Below are 17,251 nucleotides of genomic sequence, written 5' to 3'. Positions count from 1 at the left end.
ATTTGAAATTACAGAGTAAAAAGGCCAGGGTCCTGTACAAACAGAACCTTGGCTTTCTATTTATAATTAATTGGTTGGACACTCTTACTCAACGTGGGTTGTCTCATTTGCAAAGGAAATAATCGCTTCTTTGAGCTCATCTCCACTGAGTGAACGGAACTCTTCAATCTTTTGATCAATGGCTTCTAGAGGCATGACGTTAACCTTACCAACGAAAATCTTATCCATGACTTGGTTATCAACCAATTCGGTCGAAACCAAGAGTTCTTCGTAAAGTTTTTCGCCTGGGCGAATACCGACTTCAACGATTGGAATTTCACTTTCGGTGTGCCCGCTTAGAAGCACCATTTTCTTGGCCAAATCATAAATCTTGACTGGTTTGCCCATATCAAGGATAAAGACTTCTCCGTCCTTAGCATAAGCACCAGCATGGATGACCAGACGGCTGGCCTCTGGAATGGTCATGAAGTAACGTGTCATACGGAAGTCTGTTACCGTTACAGGACCGCCTTCAGCAATCTGACGTTCAAAGACAGGAATCACGCTACCACGGCTACCGAGAACATTCCCAAAACGAACTGCACAGTAGGTTGATTTACTACGTTGGTTAAAGCCAGTGACAATCAATTCTGCCACGCGCTTAGTCGCACCCATAACGTTCGGTGGATTGACCGCCTTGTCAGTCGAAATCATGACCATCTTAGGTACTTTGGCCTCATCAACAGCCTTGGCAACATTGTAGGTCCCGAGGATATTGTTCTTGAAGGCTTCTTTTGGATTGCGCTCCATCATCGGAACGTGTTTGTGGGCTGCAGCATGGTAGATGATTGCTGGTTTATACTGTTCAAACACTTGTAAAAGACGATCATAATCCTGAATATCTGCAATGACAGGAACATAATCAATCCCTTGGAATTTACGAATCAACTCATGATAAATAAGGTAGATTGAATTTTCACCATGTCCAAGCAAGACGATACGCTCTGGGTTGAAGCGGCTAATCTGGCGACAAATCTCCGAACCAATCGAACCACCGGCTCCTGTCACCAAGATGGTCTTACCTGTAATTTCTGCACCCAGACGTGATTCGTCAAGGCGAATTTCCTGACGGCCCAAAAGGTCTGTGATATCAATTTTTTGGAAACCACTACCTGATTGATGTAATCCTTGAACAACTGTCTCAACTTTAGGCATCTTGTAACATTTGACACCTAGTTTATTACACATCTGCAAGATACGTTCATACTCTGATGGATCGAGCGAAGGGATTGCTACGATAACACGCTCGATTTGGTGACGTTTGGCCAATTCAGGTAGATTGTCATAAGAGCCTAGAACTGGGATTCCACCTAGTTTTTGCCCTTTTTTCTTTTCATCGTTGTCCAAAATCCCCACTATCTCAAGCTCACTGGTTGGATGTTGGTAGCTGTTCATAAAGAGGGCACCACCATCACCAGCACCAATCAAGAAGGTACGGCGATGCTCCCCATCTCCACTACCCTTTTTACGTTTGGAATAAATCAACTGCCAAGTGATACGAGGAAGCAAGATGAGGAAGGTGCTCAGCAAAATGAAGAGCACGATGAAACGGATAGAAAATAGTGGAAGAAAGGCATAGCAGATTCCATAAGAAAGAACACTGCTGAGCATCACTCCGAAAAAGATTTTCATAAAATCCGTAATCTTACTGTAGCGACTAATACTAGCATTCAGCCCCCAAAATGCAATTATGATTTGATAGAGAAGGAAGGCTAAAAGAGTGTAGATCACATAGTCCACAGGCGCAGGATTTATTAGGCCGTAAAACAAGATATAAGACACGATGATGGAAACCACCATACTCAGAATATCGAATATCCCCCAAAACACTTGTTTTTGCTGTTTATTTAAAATTTCAACCAGATCAATCACGTAATCTGTTAGTTTTTTATTCATAGGAATTTACTCCCCCTTAAAAGAGTCAGATGATACTATTGTTATGATAACCCGAATCGTTCAATCTATCAGGTCTTACTTGCTCTTTCTTAAAAGTTTGACAAAGATAAACTGACGTACAAAGCCTGGACAAAGTGCAACAATTGCCTGAATGAACATACTTTTAGCATATTCCATGTAAGAAATTTGCCCTCGCTCAAGCATCCGTTGGCGAGCTTGACGGTAGAATTTAAGGTAACGCAAGCCACCTCGACGCTCAAACATTCCTGCACCTACACGAACCTTACACAAGATTTGATCTAGGTTGCCAGTCTTGGCACCTGCCGTAATCATATTGAGCCAGAGGAGATCATCCTCCATGTAAAGCCCGTCTTCGTAGTTGCCCGCTTTGAGGACCATGTCCTTTTTGAACATGACTGTCATATGGTTAAAAGCGCTTCTCATTCTCTGATAAGCCACAATGTCTGCGTGCTGAGTTGGAACACGACGATAAGACACAATCTCATCTGGATTGTCAATAAACTCTGCAATCTGCCCACCTAAGAGATCAAGATTTTCTTTCTCCATTAGTTGAAGCTGTTTCTCAAAACGATCCGGAACGGCTAAATCGTCCGTATCCATACGTGCAATAATGTCATACTGACACTGTAAAACACCGTATCGAAGAGCCAAGCCTAAACCTTGATTTTGCTCTAAGGGGCACCGTTTCACTGGAATATCTGACTGAGCTTCCACTTCATCTAGCAACTGATAGAGCTCAGGCGTGAGGGGCCCATCCTCAACAAGAACAAGTTCACTCGGTTTCAAGGTTTGATTTTGAACACTTTTGATAGCATCTCTCAAAAACGTCGGGTTTTCCTTTACATAGACCGACATCAAGACGCTGATTTTTTGCTTTTCAGGCACCGTTTTTCTCCAATATATAGATTTCCTTCCACTATTTTATCACAAATTTTCTCACTTTCCTATTTTTATATCAAATCAAGGAAAATTCTAGTAAAGAAATGTATCTCCTTTCACTCTATTCTCGCTTAAATCAATCGAACTTTCTTAGCTGTCATTACTTGACATTATATAGGAAAAACCTTAAAATAAGCTGTTAATAAAATCATCTATTCGAGGTTTTTATGAAAAAACAATCACTCTTTTTTATCCTAGGAATTGTCTTAATCGGGACTGTTTTACGCTCTCCTTTCACTGCTCTTCCAACCATTTTAGGAGATATCGCTCAAGGACTAGGAGTGGAGGTTAGTTCTCTTGGGATTTTAACCAGTCTCCCTCTCTTGATGTTTGCTCTTTTCTCTGCTTTTGCGAGTCGCTTGGCACAAAAAATCGGGTTGGAACATCTCTTTACTTACTGTCTCCTCCTCTTAACTGTTGGCTCTGCCATTCGGATTTTCAATCTTCCCCTTCTCTATCTAGGAACTCTGATCATCGGAGCGAGCATTGCCATTTTCAATGTACTCCTCCCAAGTATGATCCAGGCAAATCAGCCTCAAAAGATTAGTTTCCTAACAACTCTCTATGTCACTGCCATGGGGGTTTCAACGGCCATCGCTTCTTATCTTTCGGTCCCTATCACTCAAGCTAGTTCTTGGAAGGGCCTCATCCTCGTGCTCAGCCTTCTCTGCTTGGTCACTCTGCTAGTCTGGTTGCCAAATCATCGCCACAACCACCACCTAGAAGGCCAAAAAGAAAAGCAAGCCAAAGAAAATATTCTAAAAAGTAAAGATGTCTGGGCCATCATTATCTTTGGTGGTCTTCAGTCCTTGTTCTTTTATACAAGCATGACCTGGTTGCCAACTATGGCTATTAGTGCTGGTATTTCTAATAGTGATGCGGCTCTCCTCGCTTCTATCTTCTCACTGATCAGCATTCCTTTTTCAATGACTGTTCCAAGTCTGACGACTCGTCTATCAGATGGTCACCGTCGAATCATGCTGGCAATTATCTCTATCGCTGGTATGACAGGAATTGCCATGCTCTTGTATCCAACCAATAATTTCCTCTACTGGTTAGTCGTTCATCTCTTGATTGGAACAGCCTGCAGTGCCCTCTTTCCCTACCTCATGGTTTGCTTCTCTCTTAAAACCAGTTCACCTGAAAAGACGGCTCAGCTATCAGGACTAGCACAAACAGGGGGCTACATCTTAGCTGCTTTTGGACCTGCCTTGTTTGGTTATAGTTTTGAACTTTTTCAATCTTGGATCCCAGCTGTCCTTGCCCTTCTAGCCATCGATATCATCATGACCATCTCACTCTTTATGGTGGATCGGGCTGATAAAATCCTCTAAACTTCTAGTTTATACTAGGAGTTTTTTTATATGTAAAATTTTTACACATATTTCTTGACAGGGCTTTCAACTTGAGATACAATATATTTGAAAAGAGTATATATAAAATTTTTATATAATATAAAGGAGGTTTCCCATGTACTTCCCAACATCCTCTGCCTTGATCGAGTTTCTCATCTTGGCTGTACTGGAGCAGGGGGATTCTTATGGTTATGAGATTAGCCAAACCATTAAGCTCATCGCCAATATCAAAGAATCTACGCTCTATCCCATTCTCAAAAAATTGGAAGCCAGTGGCTTTCTAACCACCTACTCTAGAGAGTTTCAGGGGCGTATGCGCAAATACTACTCCTTGACCAATCGGGGCGTAGAGCAGCTCGTTACTCTAAAGGAAGAGTGGACGCTCTATACCGAAACCGTCAACGGCATCATAGAAGGGAGTATCCGCCATGACAAGAACTGACTATCTGACTCAGTTAGAAACCTATCTCCATAAACTACCTGAAGCTGACCGCATCGAAGCCATGGACTACTTTAAGGAACTATTTGACGATGCAGGTCCAGAGGGCGAAGAAGAACTCATTGCCAGTCTGGGAACTCCAAAAGAAGCTGCCCATGATATCCTCTCTGATCTTCTCGATAAAAAGGTCAATGAGGCACCTGCTCAAAAGAATGATCGCCAACTGCTACACATTGCCCTCCTGGCTCTGCTAGTAGCTCCTATCGGAATTCCGGTCGGGATCGGCATCCTCATGGCCATCATCGGTATTTTTATCGCAGCTGTCTCCGTCATTCTAGCCTTTTTCACTGTTTCGGTGACGGGTATCCTGCTAGGTGGACTCTTTATCATAGAGAGCTTTAGTGTTCTGGTCGAAGCCAAATCTGCCTTTATCTTGATTTTTGGGGCCGGTTTGCTTTCTATCGGTGCTTCTTCTCTTGTTCTACTAGGTATCTCCTATGTAGCCCGTTTCTTTGGTCTCCTAATCGTCCGCTTGGTGCAATGGATTCTTAAAAAAGGAAAGAGAGGTGACAGACATGCGTAAATTGACAAAAGGATTTCTCATCTTTGGTGTGGTTTCTACAATCCTTGGTTTTATCATGATCATTGTAGGCGCCCAGTCCAATGGTATTCAAAGTTTGCTTGCCATGTCAAAAGACCCCGTCTATGACAATCGTATCGAAGAAGTGACCTTTGGAAGCGAAGTGGAAAAACTTGATTTGACCCTTGAAGAACACAGCCTAACCATCACAGAGTCTGTAGATGACAAGATCCATATCACCTATCATCCTTCCGTATCTGGTCGTCACGATTTGACTACTGGTATGAGTGACAAAACACTGAGCGTCACTGACAAACAAGCCTCCCAACATCGTTTTCTCGGTTCAGGAATCGAAAGCCTACTTCGTATCGCCAGCAACTATTCTAATCGTTTTGACGAAGTCGTTCTCTCCCTACCCAAAGGAAGAAAGCTGCAAGCTATCACCGTCTCAGCCAATCGTGGACAAACTAATATTCGTCAAGCCAACCTTGAAAATGCAACCATCAAAACAAAAGGCTATCTCTTAAGACTAACAGAAAGTTCTATCAAGAACAGCACATTAACGGCATCTCATATCATCAATATCTTTGATGCCGAATTGACAGATAGTCAGGTCAAGACGGAGGGAGCACACATCTATGCTGAAAATATCCAAGTTCACGGCAAGGTCGAGCTAGAGGCTTATTCAACTCTACAACTCATTCTCTCCCAGAAAGAGACCGACCGTATCAATCTAGAAATTTCTTCTCAGCATGGTGGTATCTATCGTCAACCCAAAGAAGAACATCGTGGACAAAAAGAGAATGTACTTGCCAACCCTTATAAAACGGAAAAAGCAGATATCAAGGACCTACTCATTGCAAAAGCCAACCAAGATATCTACCTACCAAAAGAAGAGTACTCTTCTCCATCTAGAAACCATTGACAAAAACGCTTTCATCTGCTAATCTAAAAATAGAAAACGATCATAAAAAAGGAGGTTCCACCATGACACAAGAATGGTTTGAAAGCGCCGATCTTGAGAAGAAATCAGCTCAGACGAAATCGGAAATCCAGCCCGACCAACCAGAGACTTCGGATACTGTAGAGACCGAACCACAAGCAAGCCAAGAAACTCCTATCTCACCTAAAGAGTCGGAAAGGCATGAGGAGGAAGCTCCCGAAACGATAGAAGAAGCCCAAACAGAGGAAGAGGGAGAAGGGAAAGCTGAAGAGGGACACAAGCAAGAAAAACCTGTAAAAGAGAAAAGTATCCTCAGCAAGGCTTTAGAAAGCCCCTATATCCCAGATATTGACCCTCGTAAAACAGCCAGATTAAAAGCAGAAATCGCACTATTTTGGACTTGGCTGCTGGACGCTACCCAAGAACCAACTACCAGCAAGAATACGGACCAAAAGCATCGTTATAGTGTCTTTGCCCTACTCACCTTGCTGTCGTCAATCAACCTTTTCTTTAGTATCTATCATATCAAGCACCTCTACTACGGCTATATGGCCTCTATTGCCAATAGTTTACCTAACCAGCTCCCACCTTTAGATCTCTTTGCTGGACTTTCTATCTTGGTCGCTAGCGCTCTATTTTACTTTTCCATCATTTTGGGAGGCTTTACTGTCCGACGTGTACTGGACCAGGAGAGCGACTTCACATTCCAAGAAGCTTGCGATCGTTACAGCCGACTCTTTGCTATCCCGCTTGTCTTAACGGCTCTAGCAAGTTTCTTTGCACTTTTTGGCGGCTTGCGATTCGCTGGCATCCTCACTCTTCTAAGCATGACCATCTTTGCCCTTGGCAATCTCTTTGTGATTAGCAAGCCAAGTAAGGCTAGTAGCCTTGACCCATTTTATCGTTTCTTGCTAGCTGTCTTACTTGATGGCGCTATTCTCTTACCCTTCTTCATTGCAGAGCTCGCGCTGACAGTTGACTACCTTCGCATCCTGACATTCTTTTAACCAAAATCCCTGCCATTTGTTAATGACAGGGATTTTTATGTTTACTCTTTTTTTGAACCGTGTCTACTTGACGGCTGCCAATTCCTCAAAATTTTTTCCCAAAATGGCTTGTACTTCTAATTGATTGGCATCTAGTTGCTGATAAAATGCTGTTGGTAGTGACTCTAGGAATTTTTCATAATCCAAGCGAGCGATGGCTTCATAGTCTTCTGCTTTTGAGCCATTACCAGAAATCTTCACTAGATTAATCTCCCAAACAAGTTCCTTGCCTGCCAGCTGCTCGGTATAAGGAGCTGGTACAAAGGCTTCCTTTGGCAAAATCGTCTTGACTCCCTGGGCTAGGTGATAGATACCGTGTACCTTGCCTTGAGCGTCTGGGTAAAATTTCACACTGGCAAGATAGGCATCAGAGCCTTGAACCTTCTTGACCAGCTCTTCAAAACGTGCCAATCCATCCTCAGCCAAAAAGCTCTCGAGGTATTCCTTATTGAGATAGATAGGAGCCAAGAGCCCTTGGCAATAGACTAGACGAGTCGCTTTATCCGCTAGATAATGCTTGACCGTTTGTCGGAAATAAGCTTCAAACTCAAATCCTTCTAACCCTTCTACCACTTGCCCCAACTTGCCAGATAGGGCCTGGAGGAGAGTCTCTACAATCTCCCAGTCCGCTCTAGTAAGGAAATCTGGAATCACCACTTGATAGCCTTTTCGACTATCCGCATAGTACACCTTGAAAAGAAATTGCGACTGACCTACAATCCCACACTCGATATACTCGAGACGATTGAGGGGCTGACGGAGATAGACCGCATCATAACTGTGCGACTCCAAGCCCTCTACCAAGGCTAAGATGGACTTGGCAGTTAAGACCTCCTGTTGTCCTAGAATGCTTTCTTTATTTGGGATAAAAAATGTTTTCGCCATAACCGGCCTCCTTTGAAATCGTTTACATACAGTATACCCTATTTTCCTGAAAGATACAGAAACAAACTTTAGATTTTTAGATAAAAAGCATAGAAAAACAGCCCCTGAAGGCTGTTTGCTTTATACAGTAGCGACTTGATCCAAGCTTTCACCGATAGCTGCTAGGCGCTCGATCACTTCTGCTTGTGTCAATTCATTTTCTGAAACATAGCGGTTGCGAGGGTGAACACGACACTCGTGTGAGCATCCACGGAGGTACTTGTCTTCATTTTCTTCTGATGTTAGGATACGACGGTTACAGAAGGGATTCCCACAGTTGACATAACGTTCACATGGTGTTCCATCAAACCAGTCTTTTCCTACGATGGTTGGGTTGACATGGTTGACATCGACTGCGATACGCTCGTCAAAGACGTACATTTTCCCATCCCAAAGCTCGCCTTGGACTTCTGGGTCTTTACCGTAAGTTGCGATTCCTCCGTGCAATTGGCCGACATCTTTGTAGCCTTCACGAACCATCCAGCCTGAGAATTTCTCACAACGAACTCCACCTGTACAGTAAACCACGACACGTTTGTCCATGAATTTTTCCTTGTTGTCACGAACCCATTGTGGCAACTCACGGAAGTTGCGGATGTCTGGGCGAATAGCTCCACGGAAGTGTCCTAAGTCGTACTCATAATCGTTACGCGTGTCAAGGACAACTGTATCTTCGTCAAGAAGGGCTTCTTTAAACTCTTTTGGAGACAAGTATGCACCTGTTGTCTCAAGTGGGTTGATGTCGTTGTCAAAGTCGTTGTCTTCCAAACCAAGGTGAACAATTTCTTTCTTGTAGCGAACAAACATCTTCTTGAAGGCTTGTTCATTTTCTTCGTCAATTTTGAACCAGAGGTCTTCCATTCCTGGGAGGCTGTGAACGTAGTCCATGTATTTTTGAGTTGTTTCGTAATCACCTGAAACGGTTCCGTTGATTCCCTCGTCAGCGACTAGGATACGACCTTTAAGGCCGATTGATTTACAGAAAGCCAAATGATCTGCCGCAAATTGTTCTGCGTTTTCAATCGGAGTATAAAGGTAGTAAAGTAAGACACGAATATCTTTTGCCATAAGATTTGTTCTCTTTTCTATTCTTAAATTTTCAGAATTTTTCATTCAACTATACTAGTATACCCACTTGGGAAAACGAATGCAATTTATTTGACCGGAAATTGTAGAAAGAGACCTGCCACTGCACTTTATCAGTAACCATAGCGAATCGCAGATAATTCTCTCAATTTTTTGATTTGCTTAGCTTGACTTTCTGACAAACTTAGCTTGTTATCAATCAACACACGTGAGATGTCGACGTTCATTTGGCTCAGAATAAATGGAGTAGAGGTCCCATCATCCTCTAATCGTTTTTTATAAATCACTAACTGATTTTTCAAGGGAGTAAGTTGAGGCGCAGCCTTTATATCTTCCAGTAGATGATCAATGATAGTCATGGCTTCACAACGCCTTTCGCTTCCTCCAGCAAACCATTTTAATGGTGTCATTCTCATTTTCCTCCTGAAATTCGCTTATAAATTGAAAAACTATAATTCCTAACTCTCCAGCCAGTATTTTACCTAAACACCCTATGTAAAAAAGTCAGCAAAAATGGCAAGGTCGCTACAATATTATTGATCACATGCACTGCATAGGAAGGATAGATGCTCTTGGTATAGCGGGTCAAACCAGCAAAGATGATTCCAGATGTTGTAAAAACGAAAATATCTAACAGACTAGGCAGACTTGAAAAATGAGGAAGAGCAAACAAAATGGAAGGAAGAAGCAAATCAAGGCCAAATCTCGAATGTTTAAAGAAAGCATGTTGCAACAAACCCCTATAGATCAATTCTTCCATCAGTGGAACCAGAAAGAACAGGGCTATATAGATACTTAGCTCTGCAAAGTTAGTCCCACTATAACCAATCAGTACAGCCCAACCTTCCGCAGTTGACTGAACATGTTTAGCTGTCTGAACGTTAAAAGAGATCTGGAGCACTACCACTAATACTGTCAAAATCGAATACCAAAGCCATTTTTTTCTTGGAATGCGAAAGAGATAACCATGGCCTGTCTTAACCAGAATCCAAATCATGACTCCGCTAAATAGCAAACTCAAGATATTTTGAATCCAGAAGAAATTGCCAATCTGGGAAGAAAATTGCCAATAGTTTTGGACAATAAGCGTCAGCTGAGAAAGACCAAATACGAAAAATAGGTAAGAGAAGACAGCACTCATTTTGAAAAGAAGGCGATATTTTTTCATAATAAATCCCCTATAGATGTATGTGTATCACATCGCATAAACCCTCAGAACCACTCTTTTCATGTTTGCATCCTAAAAATCACTACCTCCCCTAGAGAACTAGGGAAGGCAGTGATCACATTTTTAGGAATTAGGAATGAATACACGAAATCAATCGTTCTTATGATTTTTTGTTTTTCAAGAATTCGTCGTATTGTTTTTGCATTTCGTTCAATACTTTTTCGTAGGCACCTTCAGATTTCAATTTTTCCATTAATTCTGGGATTGCTTTATCTGGGTCTACAGTACCAGTGTTGATTGCTGTATCGAATTGTTGCATTGTGTTAGAAATTGCTGAGATTTCAGATTTCACATTGTCAGTGTTAAAGATGAATCCAAGTGCTGGAGATTCTTTAGCTTCTGCCAATTGTTTCTTAGAATCTGCAATTTGTTGGTCTGTAACGTTTTCGTTGATGTAAAGAATCCAGTTGTTACCAGTGTTCCATCCACCCATGTGAGTATTTCCTTTGTAGCCATCAAGGACGCGTACACGGTTTTCTTTACCTTCAATTTTTTCCCAGTTCTTGCCTTCTGGACCGTAAACAAGACCGTTCAAGAGTTCTGGGTTCGTGTTCAAGAGGTTCAACACTTCCATTGATTTTTCTTTGTTCTTAGAGTTGTTTGAGATAACAAAGTTGGCAACTTGTGTTGTTTGGTTTTTCTTGATAAAGTTAGTGATTGGTTTGATTTGGATGTCTTTGTTCGCAACACGTGAAAGCAAGCTGTTACCGTAGTCAGCTGGTCCTACTGTTTCTTCACGAACGAACCAAGTATCTTGTTGAAGGTCAAATGAAGTGTCGCTTGTTGCTACGTCTTTTGGAATGTATCCTTCTTCATAGAATTTGTGAAGAGTCTTCAAGTGTTCTTTGAAGCGAGGCACTTCGTAACGGTTTACGATCTTAGTAGTGTCTCCTTCAAGGTCGATAACAAATGGAAGTCCATTTGGTACTGGGTAGTCAAAGTTATCAGATGGAATAAAGTTCTTCGTAACCGCAAATGGTACTACGTCTGGAGCTTTTTCTTTGATTTGTTTCAAGACTGGTTCAAGTGTTTCGTATGAAGTGACACCTGAAATATCGATACCGTATTTAGCAAGAAGAGTTCCGTTGAAGGCAAAGTTTTGAGATGATGCAACGTTAGCTGCAACTGGAACAGCGTAGATTTTACCGTTTACAGTGTTCCCTTTGATGTAAGCTGGGTCAAGTGCTTTGTAAAGCCCTGCTCCTTCTTTCTTGTACAAATCAGTCAAGTCAGCATAAGCACCTTTTTGAGCATTTACGACATAGTTAGATGCAAATGCGATATCATAGTTTTCGCCAGATGATGTGATAACGGACATTTTCTTATCATAGTCACCCCATCCAAGGTATTGGATATCCAATTTAGCACCGACTTTTTCTTCGATGATTTTGTTTGCATTTTCTAGCAATTCATCCAAGTTGTCTGGTTTGTCACCGATTTGGTACATTTTGATTACAGGTTTTTCACCTGAAGTAGTATCTGCAGCTTTTTTGTTGTTACCTGTAAGGTTTCCACAAGCAGCAAGACCAGCAGCCAAAGCGACTACGCTAGCAGATGCAAAAGCATATTTTTTCCAGTTTTTCATGATAAAAACTCCTTTTTTTATTTTTAAACTTATAAACGATTTAATAATTTGTAACTTCAGTCACTAAGATGAAGTTGGGAAGGGAGAAACAGTATTTCTCAGCAAGTGCTATTCTTTCACACCACCGATGGTCAAACCTTTAACAAAGTAGCGTTGGAAGAATGGATACAGAATCGCGATTGGAAGGGTTGCAACCACAACCATGGCCATACGTCCTGTTTCCTTTGGAAGAGCGACTCCCAGTTGACCAGATAGGCCGACTGCTTTTGCAATGTAGTCCATATTTTGCTGAATTTGCATGAGCAAATATTGCAATGGATACAAGTTGTCACTCTTGATGTAAAGAAGGGCGTTGAACCAGTCGTTCCAGAAACCAAGAGCTGTCAAAAGCGTGATGGTTGCGATACCTGGAAGTGACAAGGGCAAACAGATCTGGAAGAAGATCCGAGCTTCACTGGCACCATCGATACGAGCAGATTCAAGAATAGCTTCTGGAATGGTCTTCTTGAAGAAGGAACGCATCAAGATGATGTTGAATGGTGAGAGAAGCATTGGAACAATCAAGGCCCAAACGGTATCACCCAGTTGAAGCAGGCGAGTGACCACGATATAGCCTGGTACCAAACCAGCGTTGAACAACATACTAAGAAGAGCGAAGATCGTAAAGAATCTGCGGTACTTAAAGGTTGTCCGTGAGATGGCGTAGGCATAAGTGGTTGTGATGAAGACGTTGGTCACTGTTCCGACTACAGTTACAAAAACTGAGATAAAGAGCGCTTGGAGGATCTTATCTTTAAACTGAGCTAGGAACTGGAATCCATCTACACCAAATTTCGAAGGGAAAAAGCTATATCCATACTGGAGGATGCTCTTTTCATCTGTCACCGAAATGATGATAACGAAGATAAAGGGCAAGATACAAGAAAGAGCGATCAAACCAGAGATGATACTAAAGAAGATATCTGCTTTCTTACTGAAGGAGTGAATGCCGACATTATCGATTTTTTCTTTTTTAATTTTCTTTTCTGCCATATTCTCCTCCTTTCTAGAACAAAGCTGAGTTTGGATCAACTCGTCTTGCAAGCAAGTTTGATAGGATAACCAGAATCAAACCGACTACGGATTGGTAAAGACCGGCTGCTGAAGCCATACCGATATCTGCTGTCTGAGTCAAACCATTAAAGACATATACATCCAAAACGTTGGTTACATTGTAAAGCTGACCAGCATTGTGTGGAATTTGATAGAAGAGACCAAAGTCTGCACGGAAGATATTTCCGACTGCAAGGATGGTCAAAACTGTTACAAGCGGAGTCAACTGAGGAATGGTTACGTTGCGAATGCGTTGCCACTTGCTAGCCCCGTCCACTGTTGCTGCTTCGTAGTAGGTTGGGTCAATTCCCATGATTGTCGCATAGTACATGACACTGCTATATCCAAAGCCTTTCCAAATACCTAGGAAAAGGAGAAGGTATGGCCAAATGCCTAAGTCAGCGTAGAAGTTGACTTCCTTCATGCCAATGGATGTTAGGAAATGGTTGAAAACCCCTTTGTCAATGTTTAGGAAAGCATCTGTAAAGAAACTGATGATAACCCATGACAGGAAGTAAGGGAACAACATAGACGTTTGGAAAATCTTAACCATTCTCTTAGAGCGAAGCTCGCTGAGGATAATGGCAATCCCTACTGATACAATCAAACCGATAAAGATAAAGCCGAGATTGTAGAGAACGGTATTACGAGTGATGATAAAGGCATCTTTTGAACTAAACAAGAATCTGAAATTATCTAACCCGACCCATTTACTATTCACAATACTATCTATGAAACCATTACTGGTCATATGGTAGTCTTTAAAGGCGACCACATTCCCAAATACTGGAATGTAAAAGAATAGAATCAACCAGAGTGCCCCTGGTAAAACCATCAAGAGAAAGATCCAGTTATCTCTCAAGGTCTTTGAAAACTTTTTCATAATTTCCTCCCTTTTTATTCCTAAAAACTGATTTCATCGAATTTTTAGGTTTGATAACGATTACATTATTAGTATACTCCTAATTGATGGCTAGGTTAAACTACTAATTATAGAAAAAACTCCACAAATTATTTTATGTGGAGAAGTTTTTTATAAGAAATAGGTTTCACGAGAAACACTCTGAACAAGGGACACTGTTCTTGTTTTTATACTCAATGAAAATCAAAGAGCAAACTAGGAAGCTAGCCGCAGGTTGCTCAAAGCACTGCTTTGAGGTTGCCGGATAAGACTGACGAAGTCAGCTCAAAACACTGTTTTGAGGTTGTAGATAAGACTGACGAAGTCAGCTCAAAACACTGTTTTGAGGTTGTAGATAAGACTGACGAAGTCAGTAACCATACCTACGGCAAGGCGAAGCTGACGTGGTTTGAAGAGATTTTCGAAGAGTATTAAGTCGTATAAATCGTTGAAGCTGTCGCAATGGTGTGCCACTGGTTGGCTGTTGTGGCTGCAAAGTCCTTGTCTCCATAAAAATCGTTAAATGGAAGGATTTCAACGTCTAATTCTTCGATGCGGTCAATCTGACCAGACAGATAAGCCTCGATGCGGCTTTCTGCACGTTTGATGCGTTGCAAAAGTCCGCCCATACGGATATCGATCGTATCCAAGCCAAAGACCTTATTTTCTTTCAGCCATTGGTGGCTAAAGAGGGCATGGAAGTGTTCGATTTGGCTTCTAAGTTTTGGTAATTCTTGTCTAGCGATTGCTTGCAGGCTTTCTTTATCGTTTACTTGGTAGGCCTGACGAATGCGTCGTCCCACATCAACCTTGCTGCTTAAAATAGCATTCAACTGAGCCTGAGTTTCAAAGAGATAGGCGTAGATGCCTGCTTTGTCTTTGATAGCAGCAAGGGTCTCCGCAGCATGCGCAAAGTGGGGCTTGTCCTGTTCAGGTGTCATGTGCTGGTCAAGAATCGGGCAAAGAACATCCTGATAAAAAACATAGCGGTTGGGATTGATCCCGCTGAGATTATCCGGCAAGTCTGGCAAGAGATTAGCTAGGTCAATCTGCATAAAGTCCTCAACTGATAGACCTGTATTTGTCTGGAAATGAGCAGACAAACGGTCTAGGTCATTGCGGTAGCTGAGTTCTGCCCAGATTTGCAAGCTTGGTAGGATAGAGAACTGGGCTGTTTCCCCACCATTATCCCCCCAACCCGTCACGATGACTTCTTTGATGTCATTGGCACGACAGGCTTTATTGGCCTCAATAGCGATGAGACAGCTGAAATGGTTGTTGGGTGTGAATCCAATCCACTTCCAAGCACCACCTGCAAAGGCAATATCTTGGCTAATCTTGTGATGGTTGCGGAAATTGCGGTTGTATTTTTCCTCGCTATCCTGATAATAATCCCAATAAACCAAGGTTACACGGTCTTTAAGACGATCTAGGTAGACACGAGTTTCCTCAGGAATTTCCACATCACGATCGTACTGGCCATCTGCTGACATGAGTTTGAAAAACATGTCACTCCACATTTGGCAGTGGAAACCATACTTATCGGCAATATCCAGCACGCGCTCCAAGTGTTGGCACATGAGGAGACTACGGTCCACAACACCGTTCAAAATGAGGTAGCGCCCTAAACCAACCAAGTGAGCTTCGTCCATCCCAATATTGACCTTGCGTGTCTGCAGTTTAGACAGAGTGGCAAACATCCCGTCAATCAAATCATAAACTTTTTCTTCACCGATAAGGAGAATGTCCTCTACATCACGGAGTTCTTGCACTTCTTTGACACCCCATTTAACGAAGGCCGACAAATGAGCCAAGGTCTGGATGCAAGGCACAAAGGTCATGTCAAACTGCTGGGCGTAGGCTTCTATTTCCTGCAACTCCTCAGCCGAGTAGGCACCACGGAAGTAACCAAAGTAAGGTTGTCCCTCAATCTGATAAGTATCTTCCATGTAAAGCTCAAAGGTTGAATAACCCATGAGAGCCAAGACCTCAATCATCTGTTTGGCAGAAGCCACATTTAGCACTGCATTGCGCGAACAGTCTGCCATGTAGGCTAACTCTTCGTAAGCAGCTTGTTCTTCAATCTCTACCTTATCACCTTCTACTAGAGCTGTTGCCAATAAGGACAAGGCGCGGTAAAGTTGGTGAGGTTTGCGATAAGTCAGTTGATAGTGGCCTCCCTCACCCTTGATAGAGATAGAGGCTTGGTCAGACTGAGCGACTGCTACCTCTACATCTGCTATCGAAATATGCTTTTTAAGCAACTCTAATGCTTGCTCTTGTTTGGGACTAAGTCCTGTAAAGATTACCATTGGTTTTCCTCCTGCAACCAGTTGACAAGGGCACCATAGAGATTGGCATCTGCATGATAGGTGCAAGCTTGGATAACTGGTGCGACCGTATATTCTTCGTAGGTTTCGACAAATGCATCAACAGCTTTTTTGACGCCTTGGATAAAATCTGGATTTTGACTGATAGAGCCTCCCAGACTAATGACATCTGGATCGATCAGATACTGGATATTGAGCAAGCCTTGAGCCAGATTACGGTTCATGCGCTCAATGGCTTCTTGGCAAAGGGCATTTCCGGCTGCGGCCTCTTGGTAAATCTTGCGACCGTCCCAGTCAGTCTGACCTGACTTTTCAATTACGTAGCGGACCATGTTTCCTGTAGATGCTAGTTGCGACCAGTTGTTGAGTTTTTCAGCTGGTTCAATGGTTGTCATGTAGCCAAACTCACCACCCAAGCCGTGTCGACCTCGGTGAAGTTTGCCATTGATAATCATGGCACCGCCGATTCCTGTACCAATCACGACACAGGCCGCATTTTCAATCTCTGGATGAGCTAGCAATTCACTTAGTCCAACACAGTTGGCATCATTTTCCAGATGGACAGGTAGCTGATAAGAGCTAAGCGCCTCATACCAAGAAAAGCCGTGGATATAAGGTATGGCACTGATTCCCTCAATCACACCTGTTTCTTGATTGACCGCGCCTGGAACGCTCATAGCAATGCCCTTATAATCTTGCCCTGACAAGCACTGGTCTAGCCAAGCTAGTAGATCCTCCAACTTTTCTGGTGTCGGTGTACTTGTCTTATCTAGTATTTTTCCATCAGGAGTCAGACTGGCAAACTTAATCCCAGTCCCTCCGATATCAATGGTTGCAATCGTCATAT

General features: G+C 42.5%; 17 protein-coding genes. 6 read left to right on the top strand and 11 right to left on the bottom strand.

Annotated features, from left to right (window positions below; all coding sequences use genetic code 11):
* Window positions 1–84: 84 nt before the first annotated feature.
* Window positions 85–1,935 (bottom strand): nucleoside-diphosphate sugar epimerase/dehydratase, encoded by a 1,851-nt coding sequence (locus M1F56_RS00355; protein ID WP_247916487.1) that lies wholly within the window; start codon window positions 1,933–1,935, stop codon window positions 85–87.
* Window positions 1,936–2,010: 75 nt separating this feature from the next.
* A complete protein-coding gene (locus M1F56_RS00350; protein ID WP_247916486.1) occupies window positions 2,011–2,841 on the bottom strand; it encodes a glycosyltransferase in 831 nt (276 codons plus the stop codon).
* Between the two features lie 221 nt (window positions 2,842–3,062).
* On the opposite strand from M1F56_RS00350, the gene M1F56_RS00345 reads away from it, so the two are divergent.
* The 5 genes from M1F56_RS00345 to M1F56_RS00325 all read left to right on the top strand — a co-directional run bounded on the left by M1F56_RS00345 (window position 3,063) and on the right by M1F56_RS00325 (window position 7,219).
* Window positions 3,063–4,229 carry a CynX/NimT family MFS transporter gene (locus M1F56_RS00345; RefSeq protein ID WP_247916484.1) on the top strand — a complete coding sequence of 389 codons (1,167 nt, stop codon included), beginning with the start codon at window positions 3,063–3,065 and terminating at the stop codon, window positions 4,227–4,229.
* A 136-nt stretch (window positions 4,230–4,365) separates the two neighbouring features.
* A complete protein-coding gene (locus M1F56_RS00340) occupies window positions 4,366–4,692 on the top strand; it encodes a PadR family transcriptional regulator (RefSeq protein ID WP_000273861.1) in 327 nt (108 codons plus the stop codon).
* Window positions 4,679–5,272 carry a DUF1700 domain-containing protein gene (locus tag M1F56_RS00335; protein WP_033630476.1) on the top strand — a complete coding sequence of 198 codons (594 nt, stop codon included), beginning with the start codon at window positions 4,679–4,681 and terminating at the stop codon, window positions 5,270–5,272. The genes M1F56_RS00340 and M1F56_RS00335 overlap by 14 nt, the downstream gene beginning before the upstream one ends.
* Window positions 5,265–6,194: a DUF4097 family beta strand repeat-containing protein gene (locus M1F56_RS00330; RefSeq protein ID WP_216733729.1), complete on the top strand. Its 930-nt coding sequence runs from the start codon at window positions 5,265–5,267 to the stop codon at window positions 6,192–6,194. The genes M1F56_RS00335 and M1F56_RS00330 overlap by 8 nt, the downstream gene beginning before the upstream one ends.
* Window positions 6,195–6,256: 62 nt before the next feature.
* A complete protein-coding gene (locus M1F56_RS00325; RefSeq protein ID WP_247916483.1) occupies window positions 6,257–7,219 on the top strand; it encodes a DUF6574 domain-containing protein in 963 nt (320 codons plus the stop codon).
* Window positions 7,220–7,282: 63 nt separating this feature from the next.
* Here the strand turns inward: M1F56_RS00325 and M1F56_RS00320 are convergent, their stop codons facing one another.
* The 7 genes from M1F56_RS00320 to M1F56_RS00290 form a co-directional block, all read right to left on the bottom strand.
* The gene (locus tag M1F56_RS00320) at window positions 7,283–8,143 is read right to left on the bottom strand and encodes a DUF4299 family protein (RefSeq protein WP_247916481.1); all 861 of its coding nucleotides are present in this window, start codon (window positions 8,141–8,143) and stop codon (window positions 7,283–7,285) included.
* Between the two features lie 120 nt (window positions 8,144–8,263).
* A complete protein-coding gene (locus tag M1F56_RS00315; protein ID WP_001030012.1) occupies window positions 8,264–9,250 on the bottom strand; it encodes a rhodanese-related sulfurtransferase in 987 nt (328 codons plus the stop codon).
* Window positions 9,251–9,381: 131 nt separating this feature from the next.
* Window positions 9,382–9,678, bottom strand: coding sequence for a bacteriocin immunity protein (locus M1F56_RS00310; RefSeq protein WP_247916480.1), 297 nt, complete (start codon window positions 9,676–9,678; stop codon window positions 9,382–9,384).
* A 68-nt stretch (window positions 9,679–9,746) separates the two neighbouring features.
* Window positions 9,747–10,436, bottom strand: coding sequence for a CPBP family intramembrane glutamic endopeptidase (locus M1F56_RS00305; RefSeq protein WP_247916479.1), 690 nt, complete (start codon window positions 10,434–10,436; stop codon window positions 9,747–9,749).
* 160 nt (window positions 10,437–10,596) lie between these two features.
* Window positions 10,597–12,081 carry an ABC transporter substrate-binding protein gene (locus tag M1F56_RS00300; RefSeq protein WP_247916478.1) on the bottom strand — a complete coding sequence of 495 codons (1,485 nt, stop codon included), beginning with the start codon at window positions 12,079–12,081 and terminating at the stop codon, window positions 10,597–10,599.
* 108 nt (window positions 12,082–12,189) lie between these two features.
* Complete coding sequence (locus M1F56_RS00295; protein ID WP_000818344.1) at window positions 12,190–13,113, bottom strand: carbohydrate ABC transporter permease; 924 nt, start codon at window positions 13,111–13,113, stop codon at window positions 12,190–12,192.
* Between the two features lie 13 nt (window positions 13,114–13,126).
* Window positions 13,127–14,056, bottom strand: coding sequence for an ABC transporter permease (locus M1F56_RS00290; protein WP_000714584.1), 930 nt, complete (start codon window positions 14,054–14,056; stop codon window positions 13,127–13,129).
* 276 nt (window positions 14,057–14,332) lie between these two features.
* Here M1F56_RS00290 and M1F56_RS00285 point away from each other — a divergent pair, with 276 nt between their 5' ends.
* Window positions 14,333–14,509: a hypothetical protein gene (locus M1F56_RS00285; RefSeq protein WP_247916477.1), complete on the top strand. Its 177-nt coding sequence runs from the start codon at window positions 14,333–14,335 to the stop codon at window positions 14,507–14,509.
* Here the strand turns inward: M1F56_RS00285 and M1F56_RS00280 are convergent.
* Together M1F56_RS00280 and M1F56_RS00275 are read right to left on the bottom strand one after the other, a co-directional pair.
* The gene (locus M1F56_RS00280) at window positions 14,506–16,386 is read right to left on the bottom strand and encodes a beta-N-acetylhexosaminidase (RefSeq protein ID WP_247916476.1); all 1,881 of its coding nucleotides are present in this window, start codon (window positions 16,384–16,386) and stop codon (window positions 14,506–14,508) included. The two genes, M1F56_RS00285 and M1F56_RS00280, sit on opposite strands and share 4 nt — an antisense overlap.
* Window positions 16,380–17,249, bottom strand: coding sequence for an ROK family protein (locus tag M1F56_RS00275; protein ID WP_247916475.1), 870 nt, complete (start codon window positions 17,247–17,249; stop codon window positions 16,380–16,382). The genes M1F56_RS00280 and M1F56_RS00275 overlap by 7 nt, the downstream gene beginning before the upstream one ends.
* Window positions 17,250–17,251: the final 2 nt, after the last annotated feature.

This window comes from Streptococcus oralis, assembly GCF_023109005.1.
GTDB lineage: Bacteria > Bacillota > Bacilli > Lactobacillales > Streptococcaceae > Streptococcus > Streptococcus oralis_BU.
The sequence above is the reverse complement of the archived record's forward strand: the minus strand, read 5'-3'. Positions and strand labels throughout refer to the sequence as shown.